The organism is Cutibacterium sp. LaCa_89 (assembly GCF_058177555.1).
Genome location: NZ_CP190889.1, coordinates 1542823 through 1566929 on the forward strand (window position 1 = coordinate 1542823; position 24107 = coordinate 1566929).

Genomic DNA, 24107 nt, shown 5'->3' on the forward strand with positions numbered 1-24107 from the left:
GGCACGAACACCACCCACACACTTCGGGTCGATGGCCCGGGGACATCACGAGAAAAGGAACAATCATCATGGCCGACAAAGACCAGATCCTCGCCGACATGGCTGACATCGTCAACGACATCACCGGTGTCGACCAGTCCGAGGTCACCCTTGAGAAGTCCTTCGTCGACGACCTCGACGTCGACTCTCTCTCCATGGTCGAGATCATCTACGCCTGCGACGAGAAGTTCGGCGTCGAGATCCCCGACGAGGAGTCCAAGAACATTAAGACCGTTGGCGACGCCGTCAACTACATCATCGAGCACAAGGGCTGATTCCAGGGTGTCCGGGGCGGATGAGTCCCGGACACCGGCCCGCACCAACCCATCACCGACACTGGAGAACTCATGAGCGACGTCGTCATCACTGGCTTCGGGGCCACCACACCGTTGGGACCCGATGCCCCCACCACATGGCAGGGGCTGCTGGAAGGCCGAAACGGGGTGCACACCCTGGACTTCGACTGGATGGACGACGTGCCGGTCAAGTTCGCCGCATCAGCGGTGGACGAGCCGACGAACCACATCCCGCGCCCGCAGGCTCGCCGCCTGGACCGTTCCAGCCAGCTTGCCCTGGTGGCAGCCAAGGAGGCCTGGGCCGACGCCGACCTGGAGCTTCCCGAGCCCGGCGACGAGACCGGTGACTCCAACGGTATCGACCCCGAGCGTCTGGTGGTCTGCTGCGCCACCGGTATCGGAGGTCTGCACTCGCTGCTCGGCCAGTGGGACATCCAGAAGGACAAGGGGTTCAAGCGGGTCAGTCCGTTCACCGTCCCGATGCTCATGGCCAACGCGCCGGCCGCCAACATCGGTCTGCTGGTACATGCCAAGGCAGGCGTCCACACCCCGGTGTCGGCCTGTGCCTCCTCGTCGGAGGCCATCTCTCTCGGTCTGGACCAGATTCGTCTGGGACGTGCCGACATCGCTGTCGTCGGTGGCGCCGAGGCCATCATCCACCCGCTGCCGGTAGCCGCCTTCGCCCAGATGAAGGCGCTGTCGACCCGCAATGACGACCCCGAGCACGCATCCCGTCCGTGGGACGTCGACCGTGACGGATTCGTCATTGGTGAGGGTGCCGCAATCATGGTCATCGAGACCGAGGAGCACGCCAAGGCCCGCGGTGCCAAGATCTACGGCACCCTGGCCGGATCGGGCATCTCCGCCGACTCCCACGACATCGTCCAGCCCGATCCGACCGGTTCAGGTCAGGCCTCCGCGATGCGCAAGGCTCTCCACTCGGCTGGGCTTTCCCCCTCTGACGTCAACCACGTCAACGCCCACGCCACCTCGACCCCGCTCGGCGACACTGCTGAGGCTCACTCCATCGCCTCGGTGCTCGGAGACGCCACCGATCAGGTGCTCGTCACGGGTACCAAGTCGATGACCGGGCACCTGCTCGGTGGAGCCGGCGCTCTGGAGTCCTTCGCGTCGGTGATGGCCCTGCTGGACCACAAGGTTCCCGGCACCATCAACATCAACCAGCTCGAGGAAGGGCTCAAGGTCAACATCGTCACCAGGACGACTGATCTGCCCGGCGGAGACCTCGTCGCCCTCAATAACTCCTTCGGGTTCGGCGGACACAACGTCACCCTGGCGTTCACCAACGCCAACGCCACCCGCTGATTCAATCGCACGAGACCCCGGTCACCGTTCGTGTGACCGGGGCCTCGTCATGTCTCAGGAGTCAGCCGACCTCGCGAGCAAGCCACGATACGTCCAGGGACGGGTCACAGGCCCGGTAGGCCTCCAGCTCGACGTCCCACGGTTCACCAAGCAGGTCACAGATCTCGTCCTCGAGACGAAGTCCTGTCCTTCGTGCCGCGGTCACGGCGGCTCGTAGTCTCATCTCGTCGACGAGAACCGAGCCGGCCTCGTCCGTGTGGGCGGAGAAAATACCCAGGCTCGGTGTCAGACTCCAACGATGCGGAACGGCGCCGGTTTCCACCGTCATCTCGACGCGTACCCGCTGCCATGCCGCCAGGGTGGAAATGAACTTGCCGGCATCGACGACGTCCCCGCGCCACGGCGTCTCTGCACGCCACGTCCCGGGTTCCACCGGCTGGCTGGTCCAGCGCAGCGGCGCGGGTATGGCGAAAGCGGCATCGGCGGCCCATTCGATGTGGCTGCGCAATGCCGTCGGTGCCGAGTGGATGAAGAGAGTTCCACTGGCCAGCTGTGTTGTTTCCACGGTCGTCCTCCCGGTACCACGTGCCTTCCCCTGCAGCGGTACGGATGGACATCTCAACCATAGACGACCGGGTTCAGGGACGCCAGATCTCCGCGGGATCGGTCCTGGCACCGAAAATGTCGGTGCCGATACGCACCTGGGTGGATCCGTGGGCGACCGCGATTTCCAGATCCCCCGACATCCCCATGGACAGTTCTGCCCAGTCGGAGACCTCGTTGACCTCCTGACGCAACTTCTCCTGCACTCCGACAACGACGTCGAAGCAGTCGGCCACTGCCTTCGGGTCGGGGCTGTTGAGGGCCACCGTCATGAGGCCTCGCACGTCGAGGGAGTCGAAGGCCGCCAGCTCCTTGGCGAAGTCGATGGCCTCCTCTGGAGCGATACCGGACTTCTGGGGCTCGGCCGAGGAGTTCACCTGCACCAGCACCCGAAGTTGGCGCCCCTCCTTCTGCAACCTCTTGTCGAGCTCGCGGGCCACCTTGGGGGAGTCCAGGGCCTGAAACTCGGTGGCGAACCGGGCGACATACTTGGCCTTGTTGGTCTGCAGACCGCCGATGATGGCCCACCCCAGCCCGGGGTGATCGGCGTCCATGAGTTCCGACTTCGCCAAGGCGTCCTGCACCTTGTTCTCCCCGAAGAGTCGGTACCCCGCCTGATATGCCTCCTCCACCATGCTCGGCGGCTTGGTCTTGGACACCGGAAGAAGGGACACCTCGTCGGGGTCGCGATGACAGGCCCGGCAGGCGTCGTCGATGCGGGTACGTACAGCCATCAGATTGTCGGCCACGCTCATGGGAACTCCTTCTGCGAAGACGTCGAAGAATCTACTCCCGGTCGGGACGAGTAATCAGGGCCAACGGGCACACAGAGTAACGACGGAAGCAGCCGTCAAGACCATGAGGACGAGGGCGACGCCGACATATTTGTCGGAGACCTCCCCGAAGACCTTCTCGTAACCGACTGACTGGGCGATCGACTTATAGACGTCGGAGAGCTGACCCAACGATTCCGCGGAGAACTTCTCGCCATCCGAGGCCTTCGCCACCGCAGCCAACTCATAGTGGTTGACGGGAACGGGCTGACGCTGACCACCCTCGACGACATATCCACCGGCAGTGCCGTAAGCGATGGTGTACACCGGGACGTGCTCGCGTCCGGCATCCGTGGCCGCCTCGAGGGACGGACGCCCGACATTGGTGGCACCGTCGGACAACAGCACGATCGCCGAGGGAGGCTTCTGTCCGGGACGCTTCGGGTCGTCCGGCACCAGCTTCAAGGCATTGAGGGAGGAGTAAATCCCCTCACCAATCGCGGTGGACGGCATCACCTGGAGGTTGGTGATCGCAGTCGACACCGCAGCCCGATCTGTGGTGGGAGGGACGACGATCTGGGCCGAGGCGGCGAACTTCACCAGGGCGACATTGAATCGTGGCGGCAGATCGCCCAGGAAATCCTTGGCGGCGGTCTTGGCCGCTGACAGGCGGGAGGGGTCGACGTCGGTGGCGACCATGGACCGTGAGACGTCAATGGCGACGACGACCGTCGCTCGGTCGCGTGGCACCTCGTGATAGGCCTTCGGCTGGGCGAACGCCAGCACCATGGTCGCCATCGACACCACCGACAACCCCATCGCCAGATGCTGCTTCCACGGTCGGGAGCTGGGCAGCAACCTCTTCAGCTCGTTGCGGCCCTGGCGAGGTTGGCGACGCCACAGGACGACGATGAGGTAGACGACGAGGAAGGCGAACGGCACCACCAGCCACCACAGTCGTCCCGGACGTCCGAATGCGATGAGGGTCATCATGTCCATCTCACCGCCACTGACAGTGTCGCCAGCCCGGAGACGACGGCGAAGCAGAAGGCGTAGAAGGCCCAGGTCGACGTCACCTCCTTCTTCACCGGTTCATAACCCACCGAGGAGTGCACCTGCTTGTAGACCTCCTGGAGCTTGTCAGCCGAGTCCGCAGACCAGGACCGACCGTCGGTACGGTCGGCAATGGCTGACAGGAGTTTGGTGTCGGGAGCGACCCTTTCCCGATTCCCGTCGAGATCGACGTAGCCGGTCTCGGTGCCGAAGGCAATGGTGTACACCGGCACCTTGGCTGCGGCAGCACGAGTAGCGGCAACCATCGGCGACCCGCCCTGGGTGTTGCCGCCGTCACTGAGCATGACGATCGCTGCCGGAATGGGATCCTTGGAGTCCTTGGCTCCCGGAGCCATCTTGACAGCCTCGATGGACTTGTCGATGGCCCCGCCGAGAGCGGTACCGTCCTGCAGGTCAATACCGTCGACGGCACGCAGCACGGTGGGGCGGTCGGTCGACGGGGGCATCCGAATCTCGGGATGATCGGAGATGCTCACCACCGAGACGTTGAACCCCTCCGGAAGACTGTTGATGAAGCCCTTGGCCTTGGCCTTGGCAGCTGCGAGACGATTGGGCGAGACGTCCTCAGCCTTCATAGACAAGGAGGCGTCGATGGCGACCACGATCGTGGCGCGATCGCGCGGCACCTTCTCGATGCCCATCGGACGGGCCCACGCGAAGGTGGTCGTCGCCAGGCACAGCAGCGCGGCAGCAACGGCGATGTGTCTCTTCCACTGCGGCTGTCTGCTCATCACCGAGCCGAGGATCGCGGTGTTGGTGAACCTCATCGCGGTTGAGCGGCTGCGGTGCAGGGCCCAGATGTAGAAGATCAACAGCGCCGGGATGATCAACAGCAGCCACAGGACCCACGGGGTCTTGACCTCAGGCAGGCCCAGGAACAATGGCGTCATTTCGTCACCCCCTGCGGAGGCTGATGCAGGATCGCCGCAGTGCGGCGGTACCCGAGCACGAAGCGGGCAATGTCGGTGACCCAGTCGGAGTCGGTGCGTAATTGCAGATGACCGGCTCCAGCTCGTCGAATGGCAGCCGCGACCCGCTCGCGCTGAGCCCGGGAGGCTGCATCCATGCGCTCCCGGGTGGCCTTGTCGGCGGTATCGACATAGTGGGCGAAGGAAGTTTCTGGATCTCGCACCATGACATCACCCACGTCGGGGAAATGAACCTCGGCAGCGTCAACGACCTCGATGCACAGCACCTGGTTGCGCACCGAGAGCCTTCGCAGGGACCGTTCCCAGTCGGGGCGATTGTTGGGGTCGAGGGTGTTGTCGCCCGGGGAGAGGAAGTCCGAGACGACCACCTTCATGCCTCGGCGTCGGCCCGACGCAGCCAGGTTCTCGATCCCCTTGGCCAGGGTCATGTCACCAGCTGCATTGTCGGCGACGATCGGTTCGGTCAGCATCGAGCGCAACAAGCCGTAGAGGGCAGTTCTGCCAGAGCGCGCTGGCAGACGACGCACTGAATCAGGGCGCATGATGAGGCCACCGAATCGGTCCCCCATCCGTTGAGACAGGAATCCGATGGTGGCAACCGCTGCGATCCCCAGATCACGCTTGGTCATGGACACGGTGCCCCAGTTCATCGACCCGGTGACGTCCAGCAGGGCCCACACCTCGAGCTCGCGATCAGCAATGGTCTCTCGCACATGTGGAACGGTGGTACGAGCGGTGACGGCCCAGTCCATCATGCGCACGTCGTCCTGGCCGGGCTCGTAGGGGCGGGCATCATTGACGTCAGCCCCGGTGCCCGGGAGCAGACCGAGATGGTCACCGTGCAGGAAACCCTCCAGACGACGCACGATCGTCAGCTCCAATCGGCGCAGCGCAGCCTCGGGGGCGAGCTGGTTGAGCGGCAGGGTCGCCCCGGTGGGCGGACTCACCAGGGTCTGCGCCACCGACGGTGGCTGCGGGTCGCGGAATGTCGGTCGCGTCATGAGGACGCCTCAGTGCTGGACAGGCGGAGTCGTCGGTGCGGGGTACTGGCTCAGGTCGTCGGGATAGCTGTGCTGCTGATGGGCGGCCTGGCGCTGCTCCTCGTTCCATACAGGGGTGGGCGGCGGAACCATGGCGACAACCCGCTCGATGACGTCCGAGGCCGAAACGTTGTCGGCTATGGCGTCGAAGCTGAGCACCAGCCGGTGGGCCATGACGTCGACGGCGACGGCCTGGACGTCGGTGGGAAGGACGTAGTCACGACCATGAACGAGGGCCAGGGCACGCGCAGCGGCAATCAGACCGAGGGTGGCGCGCGGAGAGCAGCCGATCTGGATCACGTTGGCGAGGTCCGGCATCCCGAAATCGCCCGGATTACGGGTGGCCAGCACCAGCCGAACCACGTATTCAGCGACGAGGTTGTGGACAAAGACGTCGGAGGCCATGTCCTGCAGGGCTGTGACGGTCTCGGGAGTCAGCACCTGCTGGGGCTCGGGAGCCTTGACACTCATCCGGCGCAGGATCTCGAACTCCTCGTTGCCTCGCGGGTAAGGAACGTCGATCTTGAGCAGGAAACGGTCGCGCTGGGCTTCCGGAAGCGGGTAAACGCCCTCGGACTCCACCGGGTTCTGGGTGGCGATGACGCTGAAGGGGTGCGGGGCCGGGAAGGTCTGTCCTGCGATGGACACTTGTTTCTCGGCCATCAGCTCGAGCATCGCCGACTGGACCTTGGCCGGAGCTCGGTTGATCTCGTCGGCCAGCACGAAGTTGACGAAGACCGGGCCGAGCTCGATGTCGAAAGTCTCCTTGGAGGCCGAGTAGATGCGGGTGCCGACGATGTCGGAGGGGACGAGGTCCGGGGTGAACTGCACTCGGGCGAAGTCACCGCCGAGGACCGTCGCGAAAGAGCGCACCGCCAAGGTCTTGGCGACACCGGGGACACCTTCCAGAAGGATGTGGCCCCTGGCCAACACACCGACCATGAGCTGTTCGACCATGCGCTCCTGGCCGACGATGACCCGCTGGACCTGCCCGATGGCCTGCCCGATGAGGCGAGCGGCCTCGTCATTGGACATCGGGGCATCCTGGTTGCCCTTGCCGATGTCCTGACCATCCGAGTAGTGCTGGGTGCTCACTAACGTCTCCTGCCTGGCTTGCGCATAACCCGTGACGGGCCCGCACTCACGATACCGTCAGAGTGCCGCAGCCCAAGAACGGTGAGAAATCACCAAGCGCGAACGCCTGCCGTTCGGAGGTCACGGCTGGAATGTGGTGAGATGGTGGGCGATGTCGAGTAACCCGTGGCCCATCGAGGCCCTGCCCCTGGAACCGTGCGACCCACCGAGGATCGACGAGTTCTGGCTCGATGTCCGTGTTCTCGCGATGCCCTCGGGCACTGTGTTCCGGGCCCATGACGACGACGGCCAGGCCGTCCTCATCATTCTGTTGTCCCATGGCGCCGCGAGTGATCCAGCTTCCTGGGACCGGTTGGCAGGGGAGGTCAACCACCTGCACTCCGAGACCGTCATCGCTCGCGGTGGTGCGGGACAGAACTCTGGACGCTTGGGCGAGTTGTACCGCCCTGTGACTGGTCCGGGCGGGGCTGGCGGTGAGTCCCTGGCCCCGTGGGTGGCCTTGGTCTATGACGGGTCGGCAGCAGCGGTGGCCGAGACCCGACGCATCCTGGAGGCCGTCGACATGTCGGCCCTCTCGGGATCGTCAGTTGCAGGCCCGAATTTCCGGTTGCACTGGATCGACGACACCCTTCCCGGCCGGGTGCGCGCCTGGCCGCTGCCGTGGCCGGGTCGTCGTGACAGGGTCGGCTGGTCGACGACTGTGGTGGCATGGCTGCTCACAATCTTCATCGCCCTGACTGGTCTACTCATCGCGGTGCTGTTGTTCCAGAACGTGCCGCCCACTCCCCCGCCTCCACCGGTTCCGACCTCGGCCTCGTCGAGTAGTTCTGCCAACAGTTCTTCGAGCCCCAGCCCGAGCCAAGGATCGAGCCAGAGCGCGTCTCCGTCGAACAGCAGCGGGTCGAACAGTGCCACGCCGAGCGAGTCGCAGTCCCCGTCAACGGGTAGGAGCGCATCGCCGAGCATGTCGAACAACCCATCAAGGAGTCCGTCGCGCACCCCGTCGATGCAGTCGCCGGGAGCCGGCACCGGTACGTCGTCGGGATCTCCGACCGGGCGAGGAAGGTTGTGATGGTCTCACTCATTGCCACTGATTTGGACGGCACCTTTCTGGGCGCTGACAAGATGCCCAGCGCCGAGAACACCGAGGCGATGCTCGCTGCGGCCGAGGCGGGGGTCCACGTCGTCTTCGCCACTGGACGGCCCTACCGCTGGTTGACGGTTCTCGACCCGTTCCGCTCAATCCATCCGACCCTGCTGGCCTCAAATGGGGCGGTGAGCGTCGATGCCACGACCGGCGAGGTCCTCCACGACATCTTCATGAGCCCCACCCGCGTCGCCGAGATCATTGCCGATGTCCGCGAGGCCCTGCCTGAAGCTCTGTTCTGCACCGAGGAGGCCACCCAGTGGTTCGCCGACGAGGGATTCGATCGCTGGCAGATTGGCGGCCCTCCGGACGGCGAGGGACCGATCGAGAACTACCTTGGAGCCGATCGCCGCATCGTCAAGCTGTTGGTGCGTACCTTCAACTTCCCCAGCGACAAGCTCTTCGACGTCGTCAATCCCATCGTGGGCGACCGCGGCACAGCGACTTTTTCCGCCACCATGACGAACGGTCTCGTGGAGATCGCGGCTCCCGGGGTTTCGAAGGGAATGGCGTTGGCCCAGGTCTGTCAAGATCTCGGCATTGACCCATCTGACGCCGCAGCTTTTGGTGATATGCCCAACGATCTCACCATGCTGGAGTTAGTGGGACATCCGTATGTTGTCTCGGACGCCCACCCAATATTGCGTGATCGTGGATTCCCCATCATCGGAAACCATGACGAGTCTGCGGTAGGACGACAGATACGTATTTTGCTGGGTTAATTCGCGTCATGGCCAATCCAGTGCAGCCCCTCATACTTATGAGTCATAGCACTCGACCACCACCATGACATCGTTCGCGCTGGCTGCCAGGATGGCAACCAGCGCGAACAGGACTCATCACACCAATGGAGCAACAGCGATAACGATCACTGGATGTACCCCGGCACGTATACGCAGCGGATGGCCTTGGCCTTGTCAGGAAGCAACGTGTTGAAGACGACCTGGAAGGCAACGGGGTCATAGGTGAACCCGAAATGATCCGTGTGGTCCTTGGCACACACTGATTGCATGGTGATATTCGTTACTCCAGGCTCACGGATGAATGCGTTGGTGTATGGAGTCACCACATCGTCATACTTGGTACTGATGACGGTGTACCGGACACCCGGTGCGGTCATCCCACCGTCATTGAGTTCACCCAGGAAGCGAGAGCCCGCAAGCTGCTGCGGAAGCGACTCATAGTTGTGTTTATCCGCATAGTTCTGCAAAGCCCGAGCGCTCAGGCTTCCGGGCCGGTCGAGGCCAACGGAAGTAGCCAAACCGTAGACACTGGTGCCTTTATTGGAGGGGACGAGACCAATCAGATGGTTGACGACCTGATCTCCTCCAAACCACTTGATATAGGCACGAGGGAGGGGGCCTCCACCCTGGGAATGCCCCACCAGGTCAACCTTTTCGGCTCCGGTCGCGGCCCGTACTTTCTCAACGTAGTGGGCCAGAAACGCGGCACTGGAACGAATGTCGCCAGCGGTGGCAGCCCATTCGCGATCAGGGTTCGTTTGAATGTTGTAGTTGAAGGTGAATACGCACAGACCGGCCAATTTGAGCTCCGGCGCGTAATATGACCACGTGGCGAATGCGTCCTCACCGGTACCAGGGATGAGGACGACGGGTCGAGTACCTGGCGCAGGCTTACACGTGAAATCGTTAGCTCCCTTTGGATTCGTACCCACATGCGCGTGTGAATACTGGGAAGCCACCGGCCAGGTGCGAAACTGCGGCCCCGTGCCACTCGACGGAACGCCATCCGGGCTGTGCGGAGCAGCGACGCCACCGGGATGATCGGGAGTGATTCCCGAGTCCGTAGCCCATGAGGTGCCGGCTGCCATCGTCATCGGTAGCGCAGTAGCTGCCGCAGTGAGGACGGCAAGAACCGACCTACGTAGCTTGGTAGATCTCATGAATGACACTCCTTGTCGATCAATAACCTGGCTCCTATGCCCAGGCGACGATCACGCTACCGAGGGGATGGTGCATTTCAGTACACCATTGCCAAAACGACCAATTGTGCAGCACAACGGCATCTCAATGCACAGTTTTTCGCTTCACGGTAGGCTCATATGTGTCATTTAACTGACATCTGAACATCCGGTTGAATAATTCATTTCATCATGCGAATGAATGACCGCCCCCATCATCTTCGCTCCGGGTTCGACGGACGATTTCACACCTCGACGCCGCGGAACCCATAACCGCAGTGGCGAGCTGCCCGGGCAAATTGCAGGATCGGATGGAGTGGGGCGTGCGGGGCTCGAACCCGCGACCCAGGGATTATGAGTCCCCTGCTCTGACCGGCTGAGCTAACGCCCCGAGACGAATGATCACCTTACCGGGTTATGCTGATGGCAGCATCCTCCTCGGTCCCGTTATGGCTATGTGACCGTGCTTCGTGCCAGCCGTCGCCAACACTTTTCACCACCCACCGTCCCCGCGAACATCCTCTCTCGTGGGCGATGAGCGGCCTCTTCGGGGCGGAATTACGCCTGATGTGAGGCCAGTTTCCCAGCCTGACGTGACCTGTGCGCCCGAGCGATGATCGCACCGATGACACCAGCCGCGAGCCAGCTGAGGCCCACGATCCGCGTCATCTCCTCGGTCTTCGCCAGGGCGATGAGCAGGGTCAGGGCACCCAGGATCGGGACGACGAGGTGACGCATCCACTTGCGTGAGCCCTCCTTGAACACGCACTGGGCAATGACGTCAGCATGCAGGAAGACGTAGCTCGACAGCGCACCGAAGGTCACCAGGGTCGTCATCGTCTCGACGTGGGAGGCGAAGGTGACGGCCAGGATGACGGTGACGGTGGCGACGACAACGGTGGCCACCCACGGCACACCCTTGGAACTGGTGCGCGAGAGCACCGAGGGCATCACCTTGTCACGAGCCATGGCGAAGACCAGCCGGGCCGTCGACGAATGGGCGACGACCAGGCAGGCGAAGATGGCGACGAAGGCATTGACGACGGTGAAGATCGAGGTGAACCAGCCCGGGCACACCTGATCGACGGTGCGGTAGAAGGCCCGATCGGTCGCCCCGCCGGGAGCGAAGTGCATGGTGTCAGAGACCAGACCGGCGGCCAACACCTGCACCCCGAAGAGGACGGCGAGCAGGCCGACGAGGAGGAGGGTGACGATGCCGACGGCTCGGCCTCCCCCACGGGCCTCCTCGTTCAGGGTGGCGACAGCGTCGAAACCGAGGTAGCTCAGCGCGGCTATGGACACCGCCGAGGCCACCGACACCCACGACGTCCCCGGACGCCACAGGGCATGCCAACTCCACGCCACGTCGCCACTGGCCAACCCTTGCCCGACGCACACCAGGAAGACGGCGATCGTCACCAACTGGATGGCCAGCAGGACGAGGCCAACCCGGGTGGTGACCGTCGCCCCTTGCAGGTTGAGGGCCATGGAGGCCAGCACGAAGACCACGGCGAAGATTCCCGTCGGGACGCTGGGCCAGATGTGGGCCAGGGCGACGGCCGAGAGCACCGTCAACAAGGAAGGCATGAGGATGTAGTCAAGCAGGATGAGCCATCCGGCGATGAACCCGGGGAATCGCCCCAGGGAGAACCGGGTGTACCCGTACACCGATCCGGCAACTGGAAAGCGCAGGGCCATCTCGCGATAGCTGATGGCCGAGAGTCCCATGACGGCAGCGGCCACCAGGTACACCAGCACCGGTACCCCACCGGAGCGGTTAACCACCGGGCCGAAGACGGCGACCGGGGCCATCGGGACGAAGAAGAGCAGTCCGTAGACCAACAGCGAACCGAGGGGAAGCTGACGGTTCAGACTGGGCTGGTAGCCCAGGTCCTCCAACTGGGAGTCGGGGGCGAGGGTTACGCTCACTGAGTTTCTCCCAGTGTCAGGGCCGTCCGCTGAACGGCGCCGGGGTCTTTCCCAATGCCGGCCGGAATGACTCCAGCCAATGGGGCTCCGGCAGCATCCTCGATCTCCTCGAGGTTGCACCTCTCGGCCAGGTCGGGCTCGGCCGGCCAGGACCCGATGATGATGGCGTCGACCTGGTGGCCGCGATCGCGGATCGCATTGCAGGTCAGTCCGGTGTGGTTGAGGGTGCCCAGCACCGAGCGGGTCGCGACGACCACGTGGGGCTCGTGTCCACGGCGTGCCAGGGAATCCATGAGATCGAGGACACCGGCTCCGTCGTTGTCCAGACCGACGAGAACTCCCCCTGCGCCTTCGACGAGAGTGACGTCGTAACCGTCGGAGTCGACAAGGACTCGCGCCGCGACCTCCTCGATGGAAGGAATCGTCATCCCAGCGCGGGCAGCCGACGTCGTCGGGGCCAGCGGCTCAGGACAGCGCGCGTACTCGAGCAGATTCTCGGAATCAATTCCTGCCAGACGTCCTGCGTCATGGACGTCGCCGGGTTCCTCGGGGGCCAAACCGGTTTGGTAGGGCTTGACGATGAGGACGTCCTTGCCGGCCTGCTTCAGGGCCGAGGCGATGACGGCCGTCGTGACGGTCTTGCCGGCATCGGTGTCGGTTCCGGTGACGATGACGATTCCGTCCAGATCGGTGATCTTCATGACTCCTCCAATGACGTGTGTGTCAGCTGATCGGTGACGACTGCCCGCATTCCGGCAGCCATCCCCACCAGGTCGTCCTCGGTGCAGATGTAGGGCGGCATGGCGTAGACGAGGTCGCGGAAGGGGCGCAACCACACCTGGTTCTCGACGGCGGTACGGGTGGCTCGTCTCATGGCGATCGGGCTGTCGACCTGAACAGCTGCGATGGCTCCGAAGACGCGCACGTCGGTGACACCGTCGAGGTCCCGCAGCGGGGTCAGCTCGCGGGACATGACCTCGTTGATCCGGGCGACATCGTCCTGCCATCCGCCCTGGGCGACGATGCCCAGGCTGGCCGCGGTGACAGCGCTGGCCAGTGGGTTGCCCATGAAGGTCGGCCCGTGCATGAGGGACCCGCCCGGGCCTCGACTGACCTCGGTGGCGAGCTCGTCGGAGCACAGCACGGCCGACTGGGTCATGTACCCGCCGGTCATGGACTTCCCGACGACCATGATGTCGGGGACGATGTCGGCCCACTCACAGGCGAAGAGCTTTCCGGTACGACCGAATCCGGTGGCGACCTCGTCAGCGATGAGAACGAGGTCCAGATCGTCAGCGCGCTGGCGGAGGTGCTTCAGACATGCCGGAGACCACGGCCACATGCCGCCCGCCCCCTGCAGGATCGGCTCGACGATGATGCCGGCCAGCTCGTCGCGGTGGGCGTCGACAATATCATCGGTCTGGTCGCACCAGGTCTCGACGGCATCGACATCGGCATCGAAGGAGGGCGGGCGAGGCAGGAAGAGCTGCCGGGGAATCGAGTCGGAGAACATGGCGTGCATGCCGCCGACCGGGTCGCACACGCTCATGGCACCGAGGGTGTCTCCGTGGTAGGCACCACGCAGGGCGGCGATACGAGTACGGGTGAGGGTACCGCCACGCGCAGCAGTGCGCGCAATTTGCACCTGACGAGCCAATTTGAGGCTCACCTCGACACCCACCGAGCCGGAGTCGGCCAGGAAGACCCGATCCAACGGTTCCGGGGCGAGGTCGACGAGGGCCTTGACGGCGTCGACGGCTGCCTGGTGAGTGAGCCCACCGAACATCACATGGCTGAACTGGGAACTCTGACGGCTCACGGCCTCGTCGAGGACAGGGTTGCGGTAACCATGGATCTGGCACCACCACGAGGCCATGCCATCAATGACCTCGTAGCGGTGTTCCCCGTCATGGAGCTGCAACCGGACCCCGTCGGCGGCCGTGACGGCAAGCATCGGATCGGCCCCGACCGTCGGAGCATAGGGGTGCCAGACATGACGTCTGTCGTATTCGAGAAGATGCTGTTCAAGACTCACAGCGAGGAATGCTAGCCGTCACCCTTGAACAGTGTTCAGGAGGGGGTGGAATTGGCCGTCCCGACGGCCTGGAGACCCCTCCTGCAGCTCGTCGAGCCACCGTCGGTGCACCCGATCATCCGTCGTCTCCTCGGGATGGAAGGACAGGGCGAGGATGTTCCCCTGCCTGACACCGACGATGGCCCCACCCGCCTCGCCGGCATCGTCGGGCAGCGTCGAGATGACCTCGACCTCAGGCCCGCTACGGGTGACGATCGGAGCGCGAATGAAGGTGGCGGGGATCCCCTCGCCCACCCCATTGATGTCCAGATGTCCCTCGAAGGAGTCGAGCTGGGATCCGAACGCATTACGACGCACGGTGACGTCGAGCCGTCCGAGAGTCTGCTGGCCTGTGGCGGCGTCCTCCACCTCTGCCGCCAGCACGACGAGACCTGCACAGGTGGCCAGCACCGGAAGGCCTACGGTGATGGCTTCTCGCAGCGGGTCGGCGAGACCGAAGGATCTCATCAGCTTGTCGATGACCGTCGACTCCCCACCGGGCAGGACGATCCCGTCGAGTCCGTCAAGATCAGCCTCCCGACGGACTCGACGGGTCGTCGCGCCGAGGGATTCGAGAACCTCGATGTGCTCAGCGAATCCGCCTTGCAGGGCGACGACCCCAATGAGTGGAGCCACCTCACCAACCCCGCTCGGCCAGACGGTGCGGCGCCGGGACGTCGGCGACATTGATGCCCACCATGGCCTCGCCCAGTCCGCGGGAGACCTCGGCGATGGTGTCGGGATCGTCGTAGGCGGTGGTGGCCTTGACGATGGCAGCGGCGCGGGCAGCAGGATTGCCGGACTTGAAGATGCCAGACCCGACGAAGACACCTTGGGCGCCCATCTGCATGACGAGGGCGGCGTCAGCCGGAGTCGCCACACCACCGGCAACGAAGAGCACCACCGGGAGCTCACCCGTACGAGCCACCTCAGCGACGAGATCGTATGGGGCCTGCAGTTCCTTGGCTGCGACATAGAGCTCGTCAGGAGACATGCTGCTCAGACGTGCCATCTCGGCTCGGATGGTGCGCAGGTGGCGGACGGCCTCCGAGACGTCACCGGTGCCGGCCTCACCCTTGGAGCGGATCATGGCGGCGCCCTCGGTGATGCGACGCAGGGCCTCACCCAGGTTGGTGGCGCCGCAGACGAAGGGGACGTCAAAGGCCCACTTGTCGATATGATTGGCGTAGTCAGCCGGGCTGAGCACCTCGGACTCGTCAATGAAGTCCACCTTGAGGGATTCCAACACCTGGGCCTCGACGAAGTGGCCGATACGAGCCTTGGCCATGACGGGGATGGAGACGGCGTCGATGATTCCCTCGATGAGATCGGGATCACTCATCCGGGCCACTCCGCCCTGGGCGCGGATGTCGGCAGGGACACGTTCCAGGGCCATAACGGCGCAGGCTCCGGCATCCTCGGCGATCCTCGCCTGCTCGGGGGTGACGACGTCCATGATGACGCCGCCCTTGAGCATGTCGGCCAGTCCACGCTTGACCCGCGTGGTCCCAGCGGTAGTTGCATTCTCAGTCATGTACCTCATCGAATCGACGATTGTGGTTCATGACAAGATCCATATATGACCACTTCTGTTGGACCACTTCTCGGATGGACGAGATGAGACCGGATCTCGTCGTCGACGTCCCGCTGGATCTTCCTCAGGATTCCCGGCCGCTCCCGGTGCGGATCTGCGAGGGGGTGCGCGGTCTCATCATGGACGGGGTGCTGGCCCCGGGGGACCATCTGCCAAGTACCAGGGCCTTGTCCGCCCAACTCGGGGTGTCCCGCGGCACGGTCGTCGCCTCCTACGAACAGCTGGAGGCTGAGGGGTACCTCGTCGCAGCGAGCGGGTCGGGCACCCAGGTCAACCCTGATCTGCGAGGTCTCCATCGGCGCTCCACGACGCCGACTCCGTCCCCGTCCCCTCACCATCGCCACGGAATCGATCTGACACCGGGAGCACCTGACACGGCTGGATTGGCGAACTCAGCCTGGCGGTCAGCCTGGCATCGCGCCTGCGTCCAACCGCGCCGGATCACCGATCCGTTGGGGTCCCCTCGGCTGCGTCATGAAGTCGCCGAGCACCTACGTCAGATGCGAAGCCTGCTCGCCAATCCGCGCCAGGTCGTCGTCACCGGTGGTGCCCGCGCCGGACTGGCCGAGCTCATTCAGGTGCTCTGTGACAGGTCCAGACACCTGATGGTCGGGGTCGAGAGCCCTGGGTACCCCAGCCTGAGGAAGGTGCCGACGGCGCTTGGCCATCGCATCGTCGGGCTGCCGACTGATGACCACGGACTTGACCCGGAGGGCCTTCCCACCGGAAGTGACGCGACGAATCTGGATGCGGTGCTCATCACCCCGAGCCATCAGTACCCCTGGGGAGGATCGTTGTCGGCGAGTCGTCGGGCTGCCGTCATCGAGTGGGCCGAGAGGGCGAATTGCTGGATTGTCGAGGATGACTTCGACTCCGAGCTGCGTCACGTCGGCGCTCCCCTTCCGGCGTTGGCGTCCTTGGACGAGGAACACACCATCTTGCTGGGTACCTTCTCGTCGGTACTGACCCCCGCCTTGGGGTGTGGTTATCTGGTGATCCCGCCCGACTTGATGGACCCTTTCGCCGAACAGCGTCAGGCTACCGGGCAGCCTGTTCCCGCCATTGTCCAGGAGGCCGTCGCCGACTACCTGTCGACCGGGGCATTACGGCGTCGCACCCAGCGGATGCGCCAGGTGTACCGACGCCGTCGCCACACCGTCATCGACATTCTCGGGTCGGTGCCAGGTGCGACCTTGCAGCCGATCGACGGTGGGTTGCATGCCGTGTTGCTCTTCGACGGGTCCGAGGAGGACGTCGTCAGACAGTGTCGTCACGAAGGGGTCGGCGTCACTCCCCTGTCGACCTACTGGGGATCAGCTGACGCCGACGCGGCTGGGATCGTGCTGGGTTTCGGAAGCCACGACGACGACACCCTGGCAATGGCCTTGACGACGATCGTTCGGGTGGTCGCCGACCGCACCGATCCGCGAATGAGCCGTCAGTCGACGAGGCCCTCGAAGAGAGCGGTCGACAGGTAGCGCTCACCGGTGTCGGCGATGACGACGACGATCGTCTTGCCGGCGAACTCCGGACGGGCCGCGACCTGGCCAGCGGCCTGCAGAGCGCCACCACCGGAGATGCCGGTGATGATGCCCTCCTCGGCGGCGGCACGGCGGGCGAGAGCAATGGCGTCGTCACCAGGGACGAGCAGGATCTCGTCGACGACGGACTTGTCGAGGTTCTCCGGCACGAAGCCCGGGCCCCAGCCCTGGATCTTGTGCGGCGCCTTCTCTCCCTTGGTGATGACCGGGGACTCGGCGGGCTCGGCGCCGAAGGTCTTCACCTCGGGGTTCTTCTCCTTGAGGTACTTGCCGGCACCGGAGATGGTGCCACCGGTGCCGATGCCGGCGACGATGGCGTCAACCTTGCCCTCGGTGTCGTTCCAGATCTCCTCGCCGGTGGCATCATGATGAACCTCAGGGTTGGCCGGGTTGTCGAACTGGCTGGCCAGGATGGCGCCAGGGGTCTCCTTGACAATTTCGGCGGCCTTGGCGTTGGCCCCCGGAACTCCATCAGCACCCGGGGTGAGCACGAGCTCGGCACCCAGCAGACGAATGATGGCGCGACGCTCCTTGGACATGGTCTCGGGCATGGTGATGATGACCTTGTAGCCGCGAGCCGCGCCGACGAGGGCCAGGCCGACGCCGGTGTTTCCAGAGGTGGCCTCGACGATGGTGCCGCCGGGCTTGAGTTGTCCAGATGCCTCGGCCGCGTCAATGATCGACTTGGCGATGCGGTCCTTGACGCTGGAGGCCGGGTTGTAGAACTCCAGCTTGGCCAACACGGTGGCCTGGGAGTCCGGGAAGAGCTTGTTGATCTTGACCAGCGGAGTGTGGCCGATGAGCTCGGTGATATCGTTGGCGATCGTCGTCATGGTGTCAGTCCTTTCGATTGAGATTCAAGTCCATGGGTGTTCGGAAAATCTCTGTGTGCGTAGGTTGATGCGGGTCATGCCTTTTCGACGGTTATCGTCCAGCCGGCATCACCCACCTTCCGGAAGCCGGTGACCGGACAACCGGCCGTGGCAGCCCATTCCGGGATGGATTCGGTGGCCTGGGTGCAGTCGAAGTTGATCGTCAGACGATCTCCGACTGGCAGCCCGGCGATGGCCTTCTGGGCCTCGACCAGCGGGAACGGGCACACCTGCCCACCGGTCTCGAGAACATGTGTGGTCATGACACTCCTTCAGTGACGGTGGCGGTTGGCAGCGTCCCCAGTGCGGGGTTGCGTCGGGTGAAGCCGAGCACGAAGACCTTCGTGCCGAGGCCCACACCCAGGAACATGAAGAGGAAGGCGATCCATCCCTGGAAGCTGAACTGTGCAGTTTCGACCATCGCGTTGCCGATGGTGCAGCCTCCGGCCCAGCTGGCTCCGATTCCCATTCCGAGCCCTCCGGCGACGGACTTGACGACCTGGGCCGAGTCAGGGACGCGGACCCGAAACTCACCGGAGGCCTTGGCTGCGATGAAGGAGCCGACGAGGATGCCGACCACGAGCAGCACTCCCCAGTCGACGTATGAGGCATCTCCGGTCACCGCCCACTCCAGCAGGTTGCCGGTCGGGGTGGTGATGCCCAGTCCGGCGTGACGACCGGTGGCCTCGCTGAGCGGGTAGGTGATGATCGCGATCACCGAGATGAGGGCGGCGGTGAGGAACGGATGCCACTTGGCCTCGAAGAGCCAGTGTGCGAGGCCGGTCTTCTCCGGCGGGAGGGTGGCGACTTTTCGGGCCGGCTTGCGCAGTTGCCGCCACACCAGGGCTCCGACGACAAGGGCCAACACGATGGTGGGAATCCAGGGTGAGATTCCCAGGGCGGAAATCGTCGTCACCGGGGCCTTGAGGGACCGCACCGACTGGTTGAGCCCCGACAGGGCGCCATACTTCATGGCCGCCGCACCGATGGCATAGAAGACCAGCGCGATCCAGGAGCCGACGAGGCCCTCACCACTGCGGAACCAGGTTCCGGTGGCGCATCCGCCGGCCAGCACGATCGAAACGCCGAAGAGCAGTCCTCCGACGATGACACCGAGCCACGGCAGCGGCTTCCAGGACAGGTGGATGACGCCGAGTTGGGTCAACGTCGTGACGCCGATGGCCTGAATGGCGATCACCAGCAGGAAAGCCGTGATCCAGGTCGTGCTCCTGGCAACCCACACCTGACGAAAGGCATTGGTCACACAGAAGCGACCACGTTGCAGAACAAAGCCGAAAGCAATTCCGACGAGTATGCCGGTAAGAATCATGGAGAATTCCGTTCAGAACAATCCGACGTCACCATTGTGGATTTTCCAAGAACACAGATGGGATCGGATTCAGGGATGGACGTGGTGCGCATGCGAGGTGCGCTGACGTGGGCTCACAACTGACCCGGATGGGGACTGCCACAGGCGCAGAGCCCGGACGACCTCACACGACCGGCGCATGAGCGATCGATATCAGCAACAACACCGACACATCGAACACATCATCATGGTGGAGCTCATGACCGATCGACCGGCACGATTACCCCAGACACGGTGTGTGTTCACCTTCTCGTCCTTCCATTCATGAACCATGATCGATGATTCCGTCACGGCGTTCACCAGCTTTCCCGGGATCTCCCCGGAGCCGCGCCACAACGTTCATCAATGGCGTCTGAGATCATGCAAGCACAGTTGACTTGAGGACTCAAGAAAAAGGCGATTTTGTCCTATAGGGTGAGATTGCGTATCACTTTGTGGAACAAACGCGATCTGCGATGGCATTGAGGAGGGAGGAGACGCCCTCTGTCTGGTCACAGATGATGTCGGCGTGATCGGCCATGGATGGCTGTTCGTCGGAGTAACTCACGACGCGTGCACCGGGGTGACCCTGCCCAATCCACTCCGAGATGACCTCCAGGGCCGGGACGTCACCCAGATCGTCGCCACACATGATGACGACCCGCGGCTCCACCTCGTCGATGAGCTCACGCAGGGCCTGGGCCTTGGTGGTGACGGCGGACTTCAACTCGATGATGTTGCGGCCGTCCTCACAGTGAAGATCGAGCTCCTCGGCGATCTCACGGACTCGCGGTACCGCGCTCGCCAGAGCATGAGCGGGATCCGCGGCCCGACGGGTGTGCAGGGCGACGGCGCGGCCCTTGTCCTCGATCCGGCAGCCGACGTCACGGGGATCCTGCTGGCCGAGCTCCTCGGCAAGCTGCTCGAGACGCCCCTTGGCGATTCGCACCGAGTCCGGCACCTCAGGATCACGCAATGCCCCCGATGCGGCGTCGTAACGCTCCACCCCGTACTGCCCCAGGACGACCAGGTGCTCCAGGCCAGGGACATCGTCGACAGCCGTCATGCGTCGCACTGCGGCGACCTCTCGGCCAGTGACGATGGCCATGGTGGCGAGCTTGCCGTCCATCCGCGACATCGCGTCGCGGGACTCCTGGGCCATCACCGAGTCAGCGGGATCATCGACGATGGGTGCCAGGGTGCCATCGAAGTCCAGGGCGAGAAGCACTGAGCTCGGATCGGCGGCGACAGCGTCGAGAATCCCCCTTCCGGCCTCAGTGAGAGGGGTCCAGGACTTTTCGGTTGGAGCAGGGCGGTCAGTCATGGCCCCATCGTCACACACATCGGTCCCATGGCGGGCCCTCAGCCGCCAAATAGCGAGGATCGTCCTCGGACGGAAACTCCTGCTTGGTAGCGTGAAAGTGGGCCTGCTGTGCAGCAGGACCTCCATGAGAGGTGTGATCAGAGATGTCGGAGACCGTCCAGGACAAGGTTGATTTCCTTGTCATCGCAAACCGCCTACCCGTGGACCGGAAGGTCGACGATGAGGGTAACGTCAGCTGGCAGTCCTCCCCCGGTGGTCTGGTGACGGCGCTTGAGCCGGTCATGCAGCGCAAGGGTGGCGCCTGGATCGGATGGCACGGTGCTCCCGACGAGGTCGTCGAGCCCTTCCACCATGACGGCTACGACATTCACCCGATTCCCCTGAGCGCCCAGGAGGTCGAGGAGTACTACGAGGGATTCTCCAACGCGACGCTGTGGCCGCTGTACCACGACTGCGTCGTCGAGCCGGTGTTCCACCGCGAATGGTGGGAGGCCTACCAGAAGGTCAACAAGCGCTTTGCCGAGCAGGGCGCTGAGCTGGCGGCCGAGGGCGCCACGGTGTGGGTGCAGGATTACCAGCTCAACCTCGTCCCGAAGTACCTGCGCGAGATGCGCCCCGACCTGCGTATCGGCTTCTTCCTCCACATTCCGTTCCCGCCGATCGAGCTCTATAGCCGTCTGCCGTGGCGCGAGGAGCTCGTCGAGGGTCTGCTGGGGGCCGACCTCGTCGGATTCCAGACCCCGGGTGCAGCCGCGAACTTCCTGCGCCTGGCCAAGCGTCGTCCGGGCGTCACGGCCTCTCGCGGTCGCGCTCACACTCCCGACGGACGCGACGTCATTGCTCGCGACTTCCCGATCTCAATCGACTCGCGTGGATTCCACGAGTTGGCCACCTCGGAGAAGGTGCAGGCCGAGGCTGCGAAGTTGCGCGAGGACCTGGGCAACCCGGAGACGATCATCTTCGGCGTCGACCGTCTGGACTACACCAAGGGTCTTCGTCAGCGCATCCGCGCCGTCGGAGAGCTGTTCAAGGAGGGCAAGCTCGATCCTCACGAGGTCGTCTTCCTGCAGCTGGCCACCCCGTCGCGTGAGCGCGTCGAGGAGTACAAGATCCTGCGCGACGACATCAACCAGCTCGTCGGCCAGATCAACTCGAAGGTGGGGACAATCGCCAACCGGGCGCTCGTCTACCGCAACGAGTCGGTGCCTCGTGAAGTCCTCGCCGCCATGTACCAGGTGGCTGATCTCATGCTCGTCACCCCGGTGCGCGACGGCATGAACCTCGTTGCCAAGGAGTACATCGCCTGCCGCTCCAACGACGACTCGGCCTTGGTGCTCTCCGAGTTCGCCGGTGCCGCTCGAGAGCTCAAGCAGGCCTACATGGTCAACCCGTATGACATCGACGGCATGAAGGCCACGATCATGAAGGCCCTCACTGACTCCCCGAGGGTCAAGGCCCGCAAGATGCGCTCCATGCGTCGTCAGGTTTTCGACAAGACGATCGACGTCTGGGCCGATGACTTCCTCACGGAGCTGGAAGGTCGCTGAGCGACAGACGGACACATTGACGTTGACGGCGGCCGGCCGCCGTCAACGTCAATGCTCAATGCTGTCTGGGCATGAAAAATCCCAGCTCCGAAATCGGATCTGGGATGATCTGCGCTCCCCCGACTGGACTCGAACCAGTAACCCTCTGATTAACAGTCAGATGCTCTGCCAATTGAGCTACAGGGGATCAGCGCCCCGGGCGCGAAATGAAACACTAGCAGCGCTCTTCGCCAGATGACAAATCGTTGGCATTTGTCGAGTTCTGGGCAACGGCGCGACCTCGTCAGTTCCACTCCTTCTTGAGAGCGTCAGTGGCCTCCAACACCTTCTGACGGGTCTCGGGGTCATCGAGGTCGGCGGACTCCCGAGCCATCGCGGTCCAGGTGATGGCTCCTTCCGGGACGGCTAGGTGGCCGGCCGGAACACGCCCGGCGATGAGGACGTCTCCGCCACGCACCGGAACGGTTCGGGTCGCGGCGATCGACTCGGTGACCCGCGCTCGAAACACCTCAGGGATCTTGCCGGGCTTCTCCAACACCGCCGAGGCACCAGATCCGTCCAGGAAGTCCCAGGTCAGCGTCGCGGTGTCGCCATTCCAGCCGCCATGGACGATCTCGTGCCAGGCGACCGCGGAGTCCGTCTCGTCGGTCAGGATGACGAGCCCCTCCGTCACCGCGATGACGGTCGCCCTCTCTCCTCTCCCGCAGGCGAGCACCTTGACGTCGTCGAACCCGAGTACGGCTCGCACTCGGGTCATCTCCTCAGAACTGGGCCCTTTCGTCCACCACATGGCGTCCATCCTGTCACGCCGCCCCAGCCTGCTGCAGATGACGTCGCAGCCGATCCAGTGCCCTCTGCTCGATCCGCCGGACGCTGGAGGCGGACATCCCCATCTCCTCGCCCACCGCCTCGAAACTCATGGGTTCTCCCTCGAATCCATGACGCAATGCCACGACTTGCCGTTCCTGCCCCGCCAGCACGGCAAGCAGGTGGAGTTCCGGGCGGACTGGTCGTCCTCGTGGGGCCGCCACGTGTTCGAGGACGTCGCTGTCGACCTCCCAACACTCGGCGCGCCGCTGCTCAACCCACATGACGTCCTTGCCCATGCACTCGGCAATCGCCTCGCTGGTCGGCACCTGCCGGGACCGCGTCGTCAACTCCTCCTCGACTCGGGCGACCTCGGCTGACTCCCTCATCGCGGCCCGGGACCTGGCGCCACGCAGGCGGACAACCTCCTCGCCGACACGACGACGGATCCAGGTCCAGGCGACCGTCGAGAATCGAGCCCCTCGGCGCTCGTCGTACCTCTCGACCGCCTCTCCCAGCCCCACGCAGCCGGCCTGGATGAGATCCTCGACGCTGCATCGATAGGTCGCAGCAGCTTGACGAGCCTGGGTGAGCACCATCGCGAGCATCTGTCGCCAGAGCTCCTGCCTGGCTACTGCTCCGTCGTCGGAAATCGCGTTCAACTCGGAGACGGTGACCGGTGTCGTAGCCAGGAACCGTCCGGACAAGATGGCATCAGCAATCACCCCGGCATCGAGTCTGCGAAAGAGCTCGCGCTCATCGGCAAGGTCCAGGGCGACGACATCGTCGATGAAATCCGTGTATCTCATGGTCTGACGATGACTCGCC

General features: G+C 64.0%; 24 protein-coding genes, 2 tRNA genes and 1 pseudogene. 7 read left to right on the top strand and 20 right to left on the bottom strand.

From position 1 onward, the window contains the following. Window positions 1–68: 68 nt before the first annotated feature. Both ACP8LP_RS07115 and ACP8LP_RS07120 read left to right on the top strand, forming a co-directional pair. A complete protein-coding gene (locus ACP8LP_RS07115; RefSeq protein WP_004811613.1) occupies window positions 69–314 on the top strand; it encodes an acyl carrier protein in 246 nt (81 codons plus the stop codon). Between the two features lie 72 nt (window positions 315–386). Beyond that, a complete protein-coding gene (locus tag ACP8LP_RS07120; RefSeq protein ID WP_016667472.1) occupies window positions 387–1661 on the top strand; it encodes a beta-ketoacyl-[acyl-carrier-protein] synthase family protein in 1275 nt (424 codons plus the stop codon). Window positions 1662–1722: 61 nt separating this feature from the next. Here ACP8LP_RS07120 and ACP8LP_RS07125 read toward each other — a convergent pair whose 3' ends face one another. The 6 genes from ACP8LP_RS07125 to ACP8LP_RS07150 form a co-directional block, all read right to left on the bottom strand. Next, window positions 1723–2226, bottom strand: coding sequence for a DUF3145 family protein (locus tag ACP8LP_RS07125; protein WP_063279693.1), 504 nt, complete (start codon window positions 2224–2226; stop codon window positions 1723–1725). A 73-nt stretch (window positions 2227–2299) separates the two neighbouring features. Then, window positions 2300–3019, bottom strand: coding sequence for a YggS family pyridoxal phosphate-dependent enzyme (locus tag ACP8LP_RS07130; protein ID WP_016667470.1), 720 nt, complete (start codon window positions 3017–3019; stop codon window positions 2300–2302). Window positions 3020–3073: 54 nt separating this feature from the next. Continuing rightward, a complete protein-coding gene (locus ACP8LP_RS07135; RefSeq protein WP_016667469.1) occupies window positions 3074–4036 on the bottom strand; it encodes a VWA domain-containing protein in 963 nt (320 codons plus the stop codon). Next, complete coding sequence (locus tag ACP8LP_RS07140) at window positions 4027–5001, bottom strand: VWA domain-containing protein (protein ID WP_016667468.1); 975 nt, start codon at window positions 4999–5001, stop codon at window positions 4027–4029. The genes ACP8LP_RS07135 and ACP8LP_RS07140 overlap by 10 nt, the downstream gene beginning before the upstream one ends. Continuing rightward, a complete protein-coding gene (locus tag ACP8LP_RS07145; RefSeq protein WP_171023463.1) occupies window positions 4998–6002 on the bottom strand; it encodes a DUF58 domain-containing protein in 1005 nt (334 codons plus the stop codon). Before ACP8LP_RS07145 ends, ACP8LP_RS07140 begins: the two co-directional genes overlap by 4 nt. 48 nt (window positions 6003–6050) lie before the next feature. Next, window positions 6051–7175 carry an AAA family ATPase gene (locus ACP8LP_RS07150; protein ID WP_016667466.1) on the bottom strand — a complete coding sequence of 375 codons (1125 nt, stop codon included), beginning with the start codon at window positions 7173–7175 and terminating at the stop codon, window positions 6051–6053. 151 nt (window positions 7176–7326) lie between these two features. On the opposite strand from ACP8LP_RS07150, the gene ACP8LP_RS07155 reads away from it, so the two are divergent. Both ACP8LP_RS07155 and ACP8LP_RS07160 read left to right on the top strand, forming a co-directional pair. Beyond that, window positions 7327–8247 (top strand): hypothetical protein, encoded by a 921-nt coding sequence (locus tag ACP8LP_RS07155; protein WP_063279692.1) that lies wholly within the window; start codon window positions 7327–7329, stop codon window positions 8245–8247. Then, a complete protein-coding gene (locus ACP8LP_RS07160) occupies window positions 8247–9044 on the top strand; it encodes an HAD hydrolase family protein (RefSeq protein ID WP_016667464.1) in 798 nt (265 codons plus the stop codon). The genes ACP8LP_RS07155 and ACP8LP_RS07160 overlap by 1 nt, the downstream gene beginning before the upstream one ends. Window positions 9045–9190: 146 nt before the next feature. On the opposite strand, the gene ACP8LP_RS07165 is transcribed toward ACP8LP_RS07160, so the two are convergent. From ACP8LP_RS07165 to pdxS, 7 genes are all read right to left on the bottom strand, one after another. Further along, entirely contained in the window at window positions 9191–10225 is a 1035-nt protein-coding gene (locus tag ACP8LP_RS07165; RefSeq protein ID WP_016667463.1) for an esterase/lipase family protein, read from the bottom strand. 335 nt (window positions 10226–10560) lie between these two features. Then, window positions 10561–10634: transfer RNA gene (locus ACP8LP_RS07170), tRNA-Ile, on the bottom strand. 167 nt (window positions 10635–10801) lie between these two features. Then, complete coding sequence (locus ACP8LP_RS07175; RefSeq protein ID WP_063279691.1) at window positions 10802–12172, bottom strand: APC family permease; 1371 nt, start codon at window positions 12170–12172, stop codon at window positions 10802–10804. Then, window positions 12169–12873 carry a dethiobiotin synthase gene (gene bioD, locus ACP8LP_RS07180; RefSeq protein WP_016667461.1) on the bottom strand — a complete coding sequence of 235 codons (705 nt, stop codon included), beginning with the start codon at window positions 12871–12873 and terminating at the stop codon, window positions 12169–12171. The genes ACP8LP_RS07175 and bioD overlap by 4 nt, the downstream gene beginning before the upstream one ends. Continuing rightward, window positions 12870–14207, bottom strand: a complete 1338-nt coding sequence (gene bioA / locus ACP8LP_RS07185) for an adenosylmethionine--8-amino-7-oxononanoate transaminase (protein WP_063279690.1) — start codon at window positions 14205–14207, stop codon at window positions 12870–12872. Before bioA ends, bioD begins: the two co-directional genes overlap by 4 nt. Before the next feature lie 18 nt (window positions 14208–14225). Continuing rightward, entirely contained in the window at window positions 14226–14933 is a 708-nt protein-coding gene (gene pdxT, locus ACP8LP_RS07190; RefSeq protein ID WP_117189565.1) for a pyridoxal 5'-phosphate synthase glutaminase subunit PdxT, read from the bottom strand. Further along, the gene (gene pdxS, locus ACP8LP_RS07195) at window positions 14884–15780 is read right to left on the bottom strand and encodes a pyridoxal 5'-phosphate synthase lyase subunit PdxS (RefSeq protein ID WP_083940471.1); all 897 of its coding nucleotides are present in this window, start codon (window positions 15778–15780) and stop codon (window positions 14884–14886) included. Before pdxS ends, pdxT begins: the two co-directional genes overlap by 50 nt. Before the next feature lie 83 nt (window positions 15781–15863). On the opposite strand from pdxS, the gene pdxR reads away from it, so the two are divergent. Then, window positions 15864–17318, top strand: coding sequence for a MocR-like pyridoxine biosynthesis transcription factor PdxR (gene pdxR, locus ACP8LP_RS07200; protein ID WP_016667457.1), 1455 nt, complete (start codon window positions 15864–15866; stop codon window positions 17316–17318). On the opposite strand, the gene cysK is transcribed toward pdxR, so the two are convergent. The 3 genes from cysK to ACP8LP_RS07215 all read right to left on the bottom strand — a co-directional run bounded on the left by cysK (window position 17279) and on the right by ACP8LP_RS07215 (window position 19583). Further along, window positions 17279–18214 (bottom strand): cysteine synthase A, encoded by a 936-nt coding sequence (gene cysK, locus ACP8LP_RS07205; protein WP_016667456.1) that lies wholly within the window; start codon window positions 18212–18214, stop codon window positions 17279–17281. The two genes, pdxR and cysK, sit on opposite strands and share 40 nt — an antisense overlap. 74 nt (window positions 18215–18288) lie before the next feature. Beyond that, window positions 18289–18516: a sulfurtransferase TusA family protein gene (locus tag ACP8LP_RS07210; protein ID WP_016667455.1), complete on the bottom strand. Its 228-nt coding sequence runs from the start codon at window positions 18514–18516 to the stop codon at window positions 18289–18291. Beyond that, window positions 18513–19583 carry a YeeE/YedE family protein gene (locus ACP8LP_RS07215; RefSeq protein ID WP_462574919.1) on the bottom strand — a complete coding sequence of 357 codons (1071 nt, stop codon included), beginning with the start codon at window positions 19581–19583 and terminating at the stop codon, window positions 18513–18515. The genes ACP8LP_RS07210 and ACP8LP_RS07215 overlap by 4 nt, the downstream gene beginning before the upstream one ends. A gap of 189 nt (window positions 19584–19772) precedes the next feature. On the opposite strand from ACP8LP_RS07215, the pseudogene ACP8LP_RS07220 reads away from it, so the two are divergent. Then, window positions 19773–19869 (top strand): annotated as a pseudogene (locus ACP8LP_RS07220) (kinetochore protein); the annotation flags it as partial. Window positions 19870–20049: 180 nt separating this feature from the next. Here the strand turns inward: ACP8LP_RS07220 and otsB are convergent. After that, window positions 20050–20943: a trehalose-phosphatase gene (gene otsB, locus ACP8LP_RS07225; RefSeq protein ID WP_187117032.1), complete on the bottom strand. Its 894-nt coding sequence runs from the start codon at window positions 20941–20943 to the stop codon at window positions 20050–20052. Window positions 20944–21068: 125 nt separating this feature from the next. On the opposite strand from otsB, the gene ACP8LP_RS07230 reads away from it, so the two are divergent. Next, window positions 21069–22472, top strand: coding sequence for an alpha,alpha-trehalose-phosphate synthase (UDP-forming) (locus ACP8LP_RS07230; protein ID WP_065672627.1), 1404 nt, complete (start codon window positions 21069–21071; stop codon window positions 22470–22472). A gap of 114 nt (window positions 22473–22586) precedes the next feature. Here the strand turns inward: ACP8LP_RS07230 and ACP8LP_RS07235 are convergent. From ACP8LP_RS07235 to ACP8LP_RS07245, 3 genes are all read right to left on the bottom strand, one after another. Then, window positions 22587–22659: transfer RNA gene (locus ACP8LP_RS07235), tRNA-Asn, on the bottom strand. 96 nt (window positions 22660–22755) lie between these two features. Further along, on the bottom strand, window positions 22756–23271 hold the full coding sequence (locus ACP8LP_RS07240; RefSeq protein ID WP_179856516.1) for a hypothetical protein: 516 nt from the start codon (window positions 23269–23271) through the stop codon (window positions 22756–22758). Window positions 23272–23275: 4 nt separating this feature from the next. After that, window positions 23276–24088, bottom strand: a complete 813-nt coding sequence (locus tag ACP8LP_RS07245) for a sigma-70 family RNA polymerase sigma factor (protein ID WP_016667450.1) — start codon at window positions 24086–24088, stop codon at window positions 23276–23278. Window positions 24089–24107: the final 19 nt, after the last annotated feature.

Coding starts and splice junctions, on each gene's coding strand:
- ACP8LP_RS07115 (WP_004811613.1), top strand. CDS start 69: ATGGCCGACAAAGACCAGATCCTCGCCGACATGGCTGACATCGTCAAC.
- ACP8LP_RS07120 (WP_016667472.1), top strand. CDS start 387: ATGAGCGACGTCGTCATCACTGGCTTCGGGGCCACCACACCGTTGGGA.
- ACP8LP_RS07130 (WP_016667470.1), bottom strand. CDS start 3,019: ATGAGCGTGGCCGACAATCTGATGGCTGTACGTACCCGCATCGACGAC.
- ACP8LP_RS07135 (WP_016667469.1), bottom strand. CDS start 4,036: ATGGACATGATGACCCTCATCGCATTCGGACGTCCGGGACGACTGTGG.
- ACP8LP_RS07140 (WP_016667468.1), bottom strand. CDS start 5,001: ATGACGCCATTGTTCCTGGGCCTGCCTGAGGTCAAGACCCCGTGGGTC.
- ACP8LP_RS07155 (WP_063279692.1), top strand. CDS start 7,327: ATGTCGAGTAACCCGTGGCCCATCGAGGCCCTGCCCCTGGAACCGTGC.
- ACP8LP_RS07160 (WP_016667464.1), top strand. CDS start 8,247: ATGGTCTCACTCATTGCCACTGATTTGGACGGCACCTTTCTGGGCGCT.
- ACP8LP_RS07165 (WP_016667463.1), bottom strand. CDS start 10,225: ATGAGATCTACCAAGCTACGTAGGTCGGTTCTTGCCGTCCTCACTGCG.
- bioD (WP_016667461.1), bottom strand. CDS start 12,873: ATGAAGATCACCGATCTGGACGGAATCGTCATCGTCACCGGAACCGAC.
- pdxT (WP_117189565.1), bottom strand. CDS start 14,933: ATGTCGCCGACGTCCCGGCGCCGCACCGTCTGGCCGAGCGGGGTTGGT.
- pdxS (WP_083940471.1), bottom strand. CDS start 15,780: ATGACTGAGAATGCAACTACCGCTGGGACCACGCGGGTCAAGCGTGGA.
- pdxR (WP_016667457.1), top strand. CDS start 15,864: ATGAGACCGGATCTCGTCGTCGACGTCCCGCTGGATCTTCCTCAGGAT.
- cysK (WP_016667456.1), bottom strand. CDS start 18,214: ATGACGACGATCGCCAACGATATCACCGAGCTCATCGGCCACACTCCG.
- ACP8LP_RS07210 (WP_016667455.1), bottom strand. CDS start 18,516: ATGACCACACATGTTCTCGAGACCGGTGGGCAGGTGTGCCCGTTCCCG.
- ACP8LP_RS07215 (WP_462574919.1), bottom strand. CDS start 19,583: ATGATTCTTACCGGCATACTCGTCGGAATTGCTTTCGGCTTTGTTCTG.
- ACP8LP_RS07230 (WP_065672627.1), top strand. CDS start 21,069: ATGTCGGAGACCGTCCAGGACAAGGTTGATTTCCTTGTCATCGCAAAC.
- ACP8LP_RS07240 (WP_179856516.1), bottom strand. CDS start 23,271: ATGGACGCCATGTGGTGGACGAAAGGGCCCAGTTCTGAGGAGATGACC.
- ACP8LP_RS07245 (WP_016667450.1), bottom strand. CDS start 24,088: ATGAGATACACGGATTTCATCGACGATGTCGTCGCCCTGGACCTTGCC.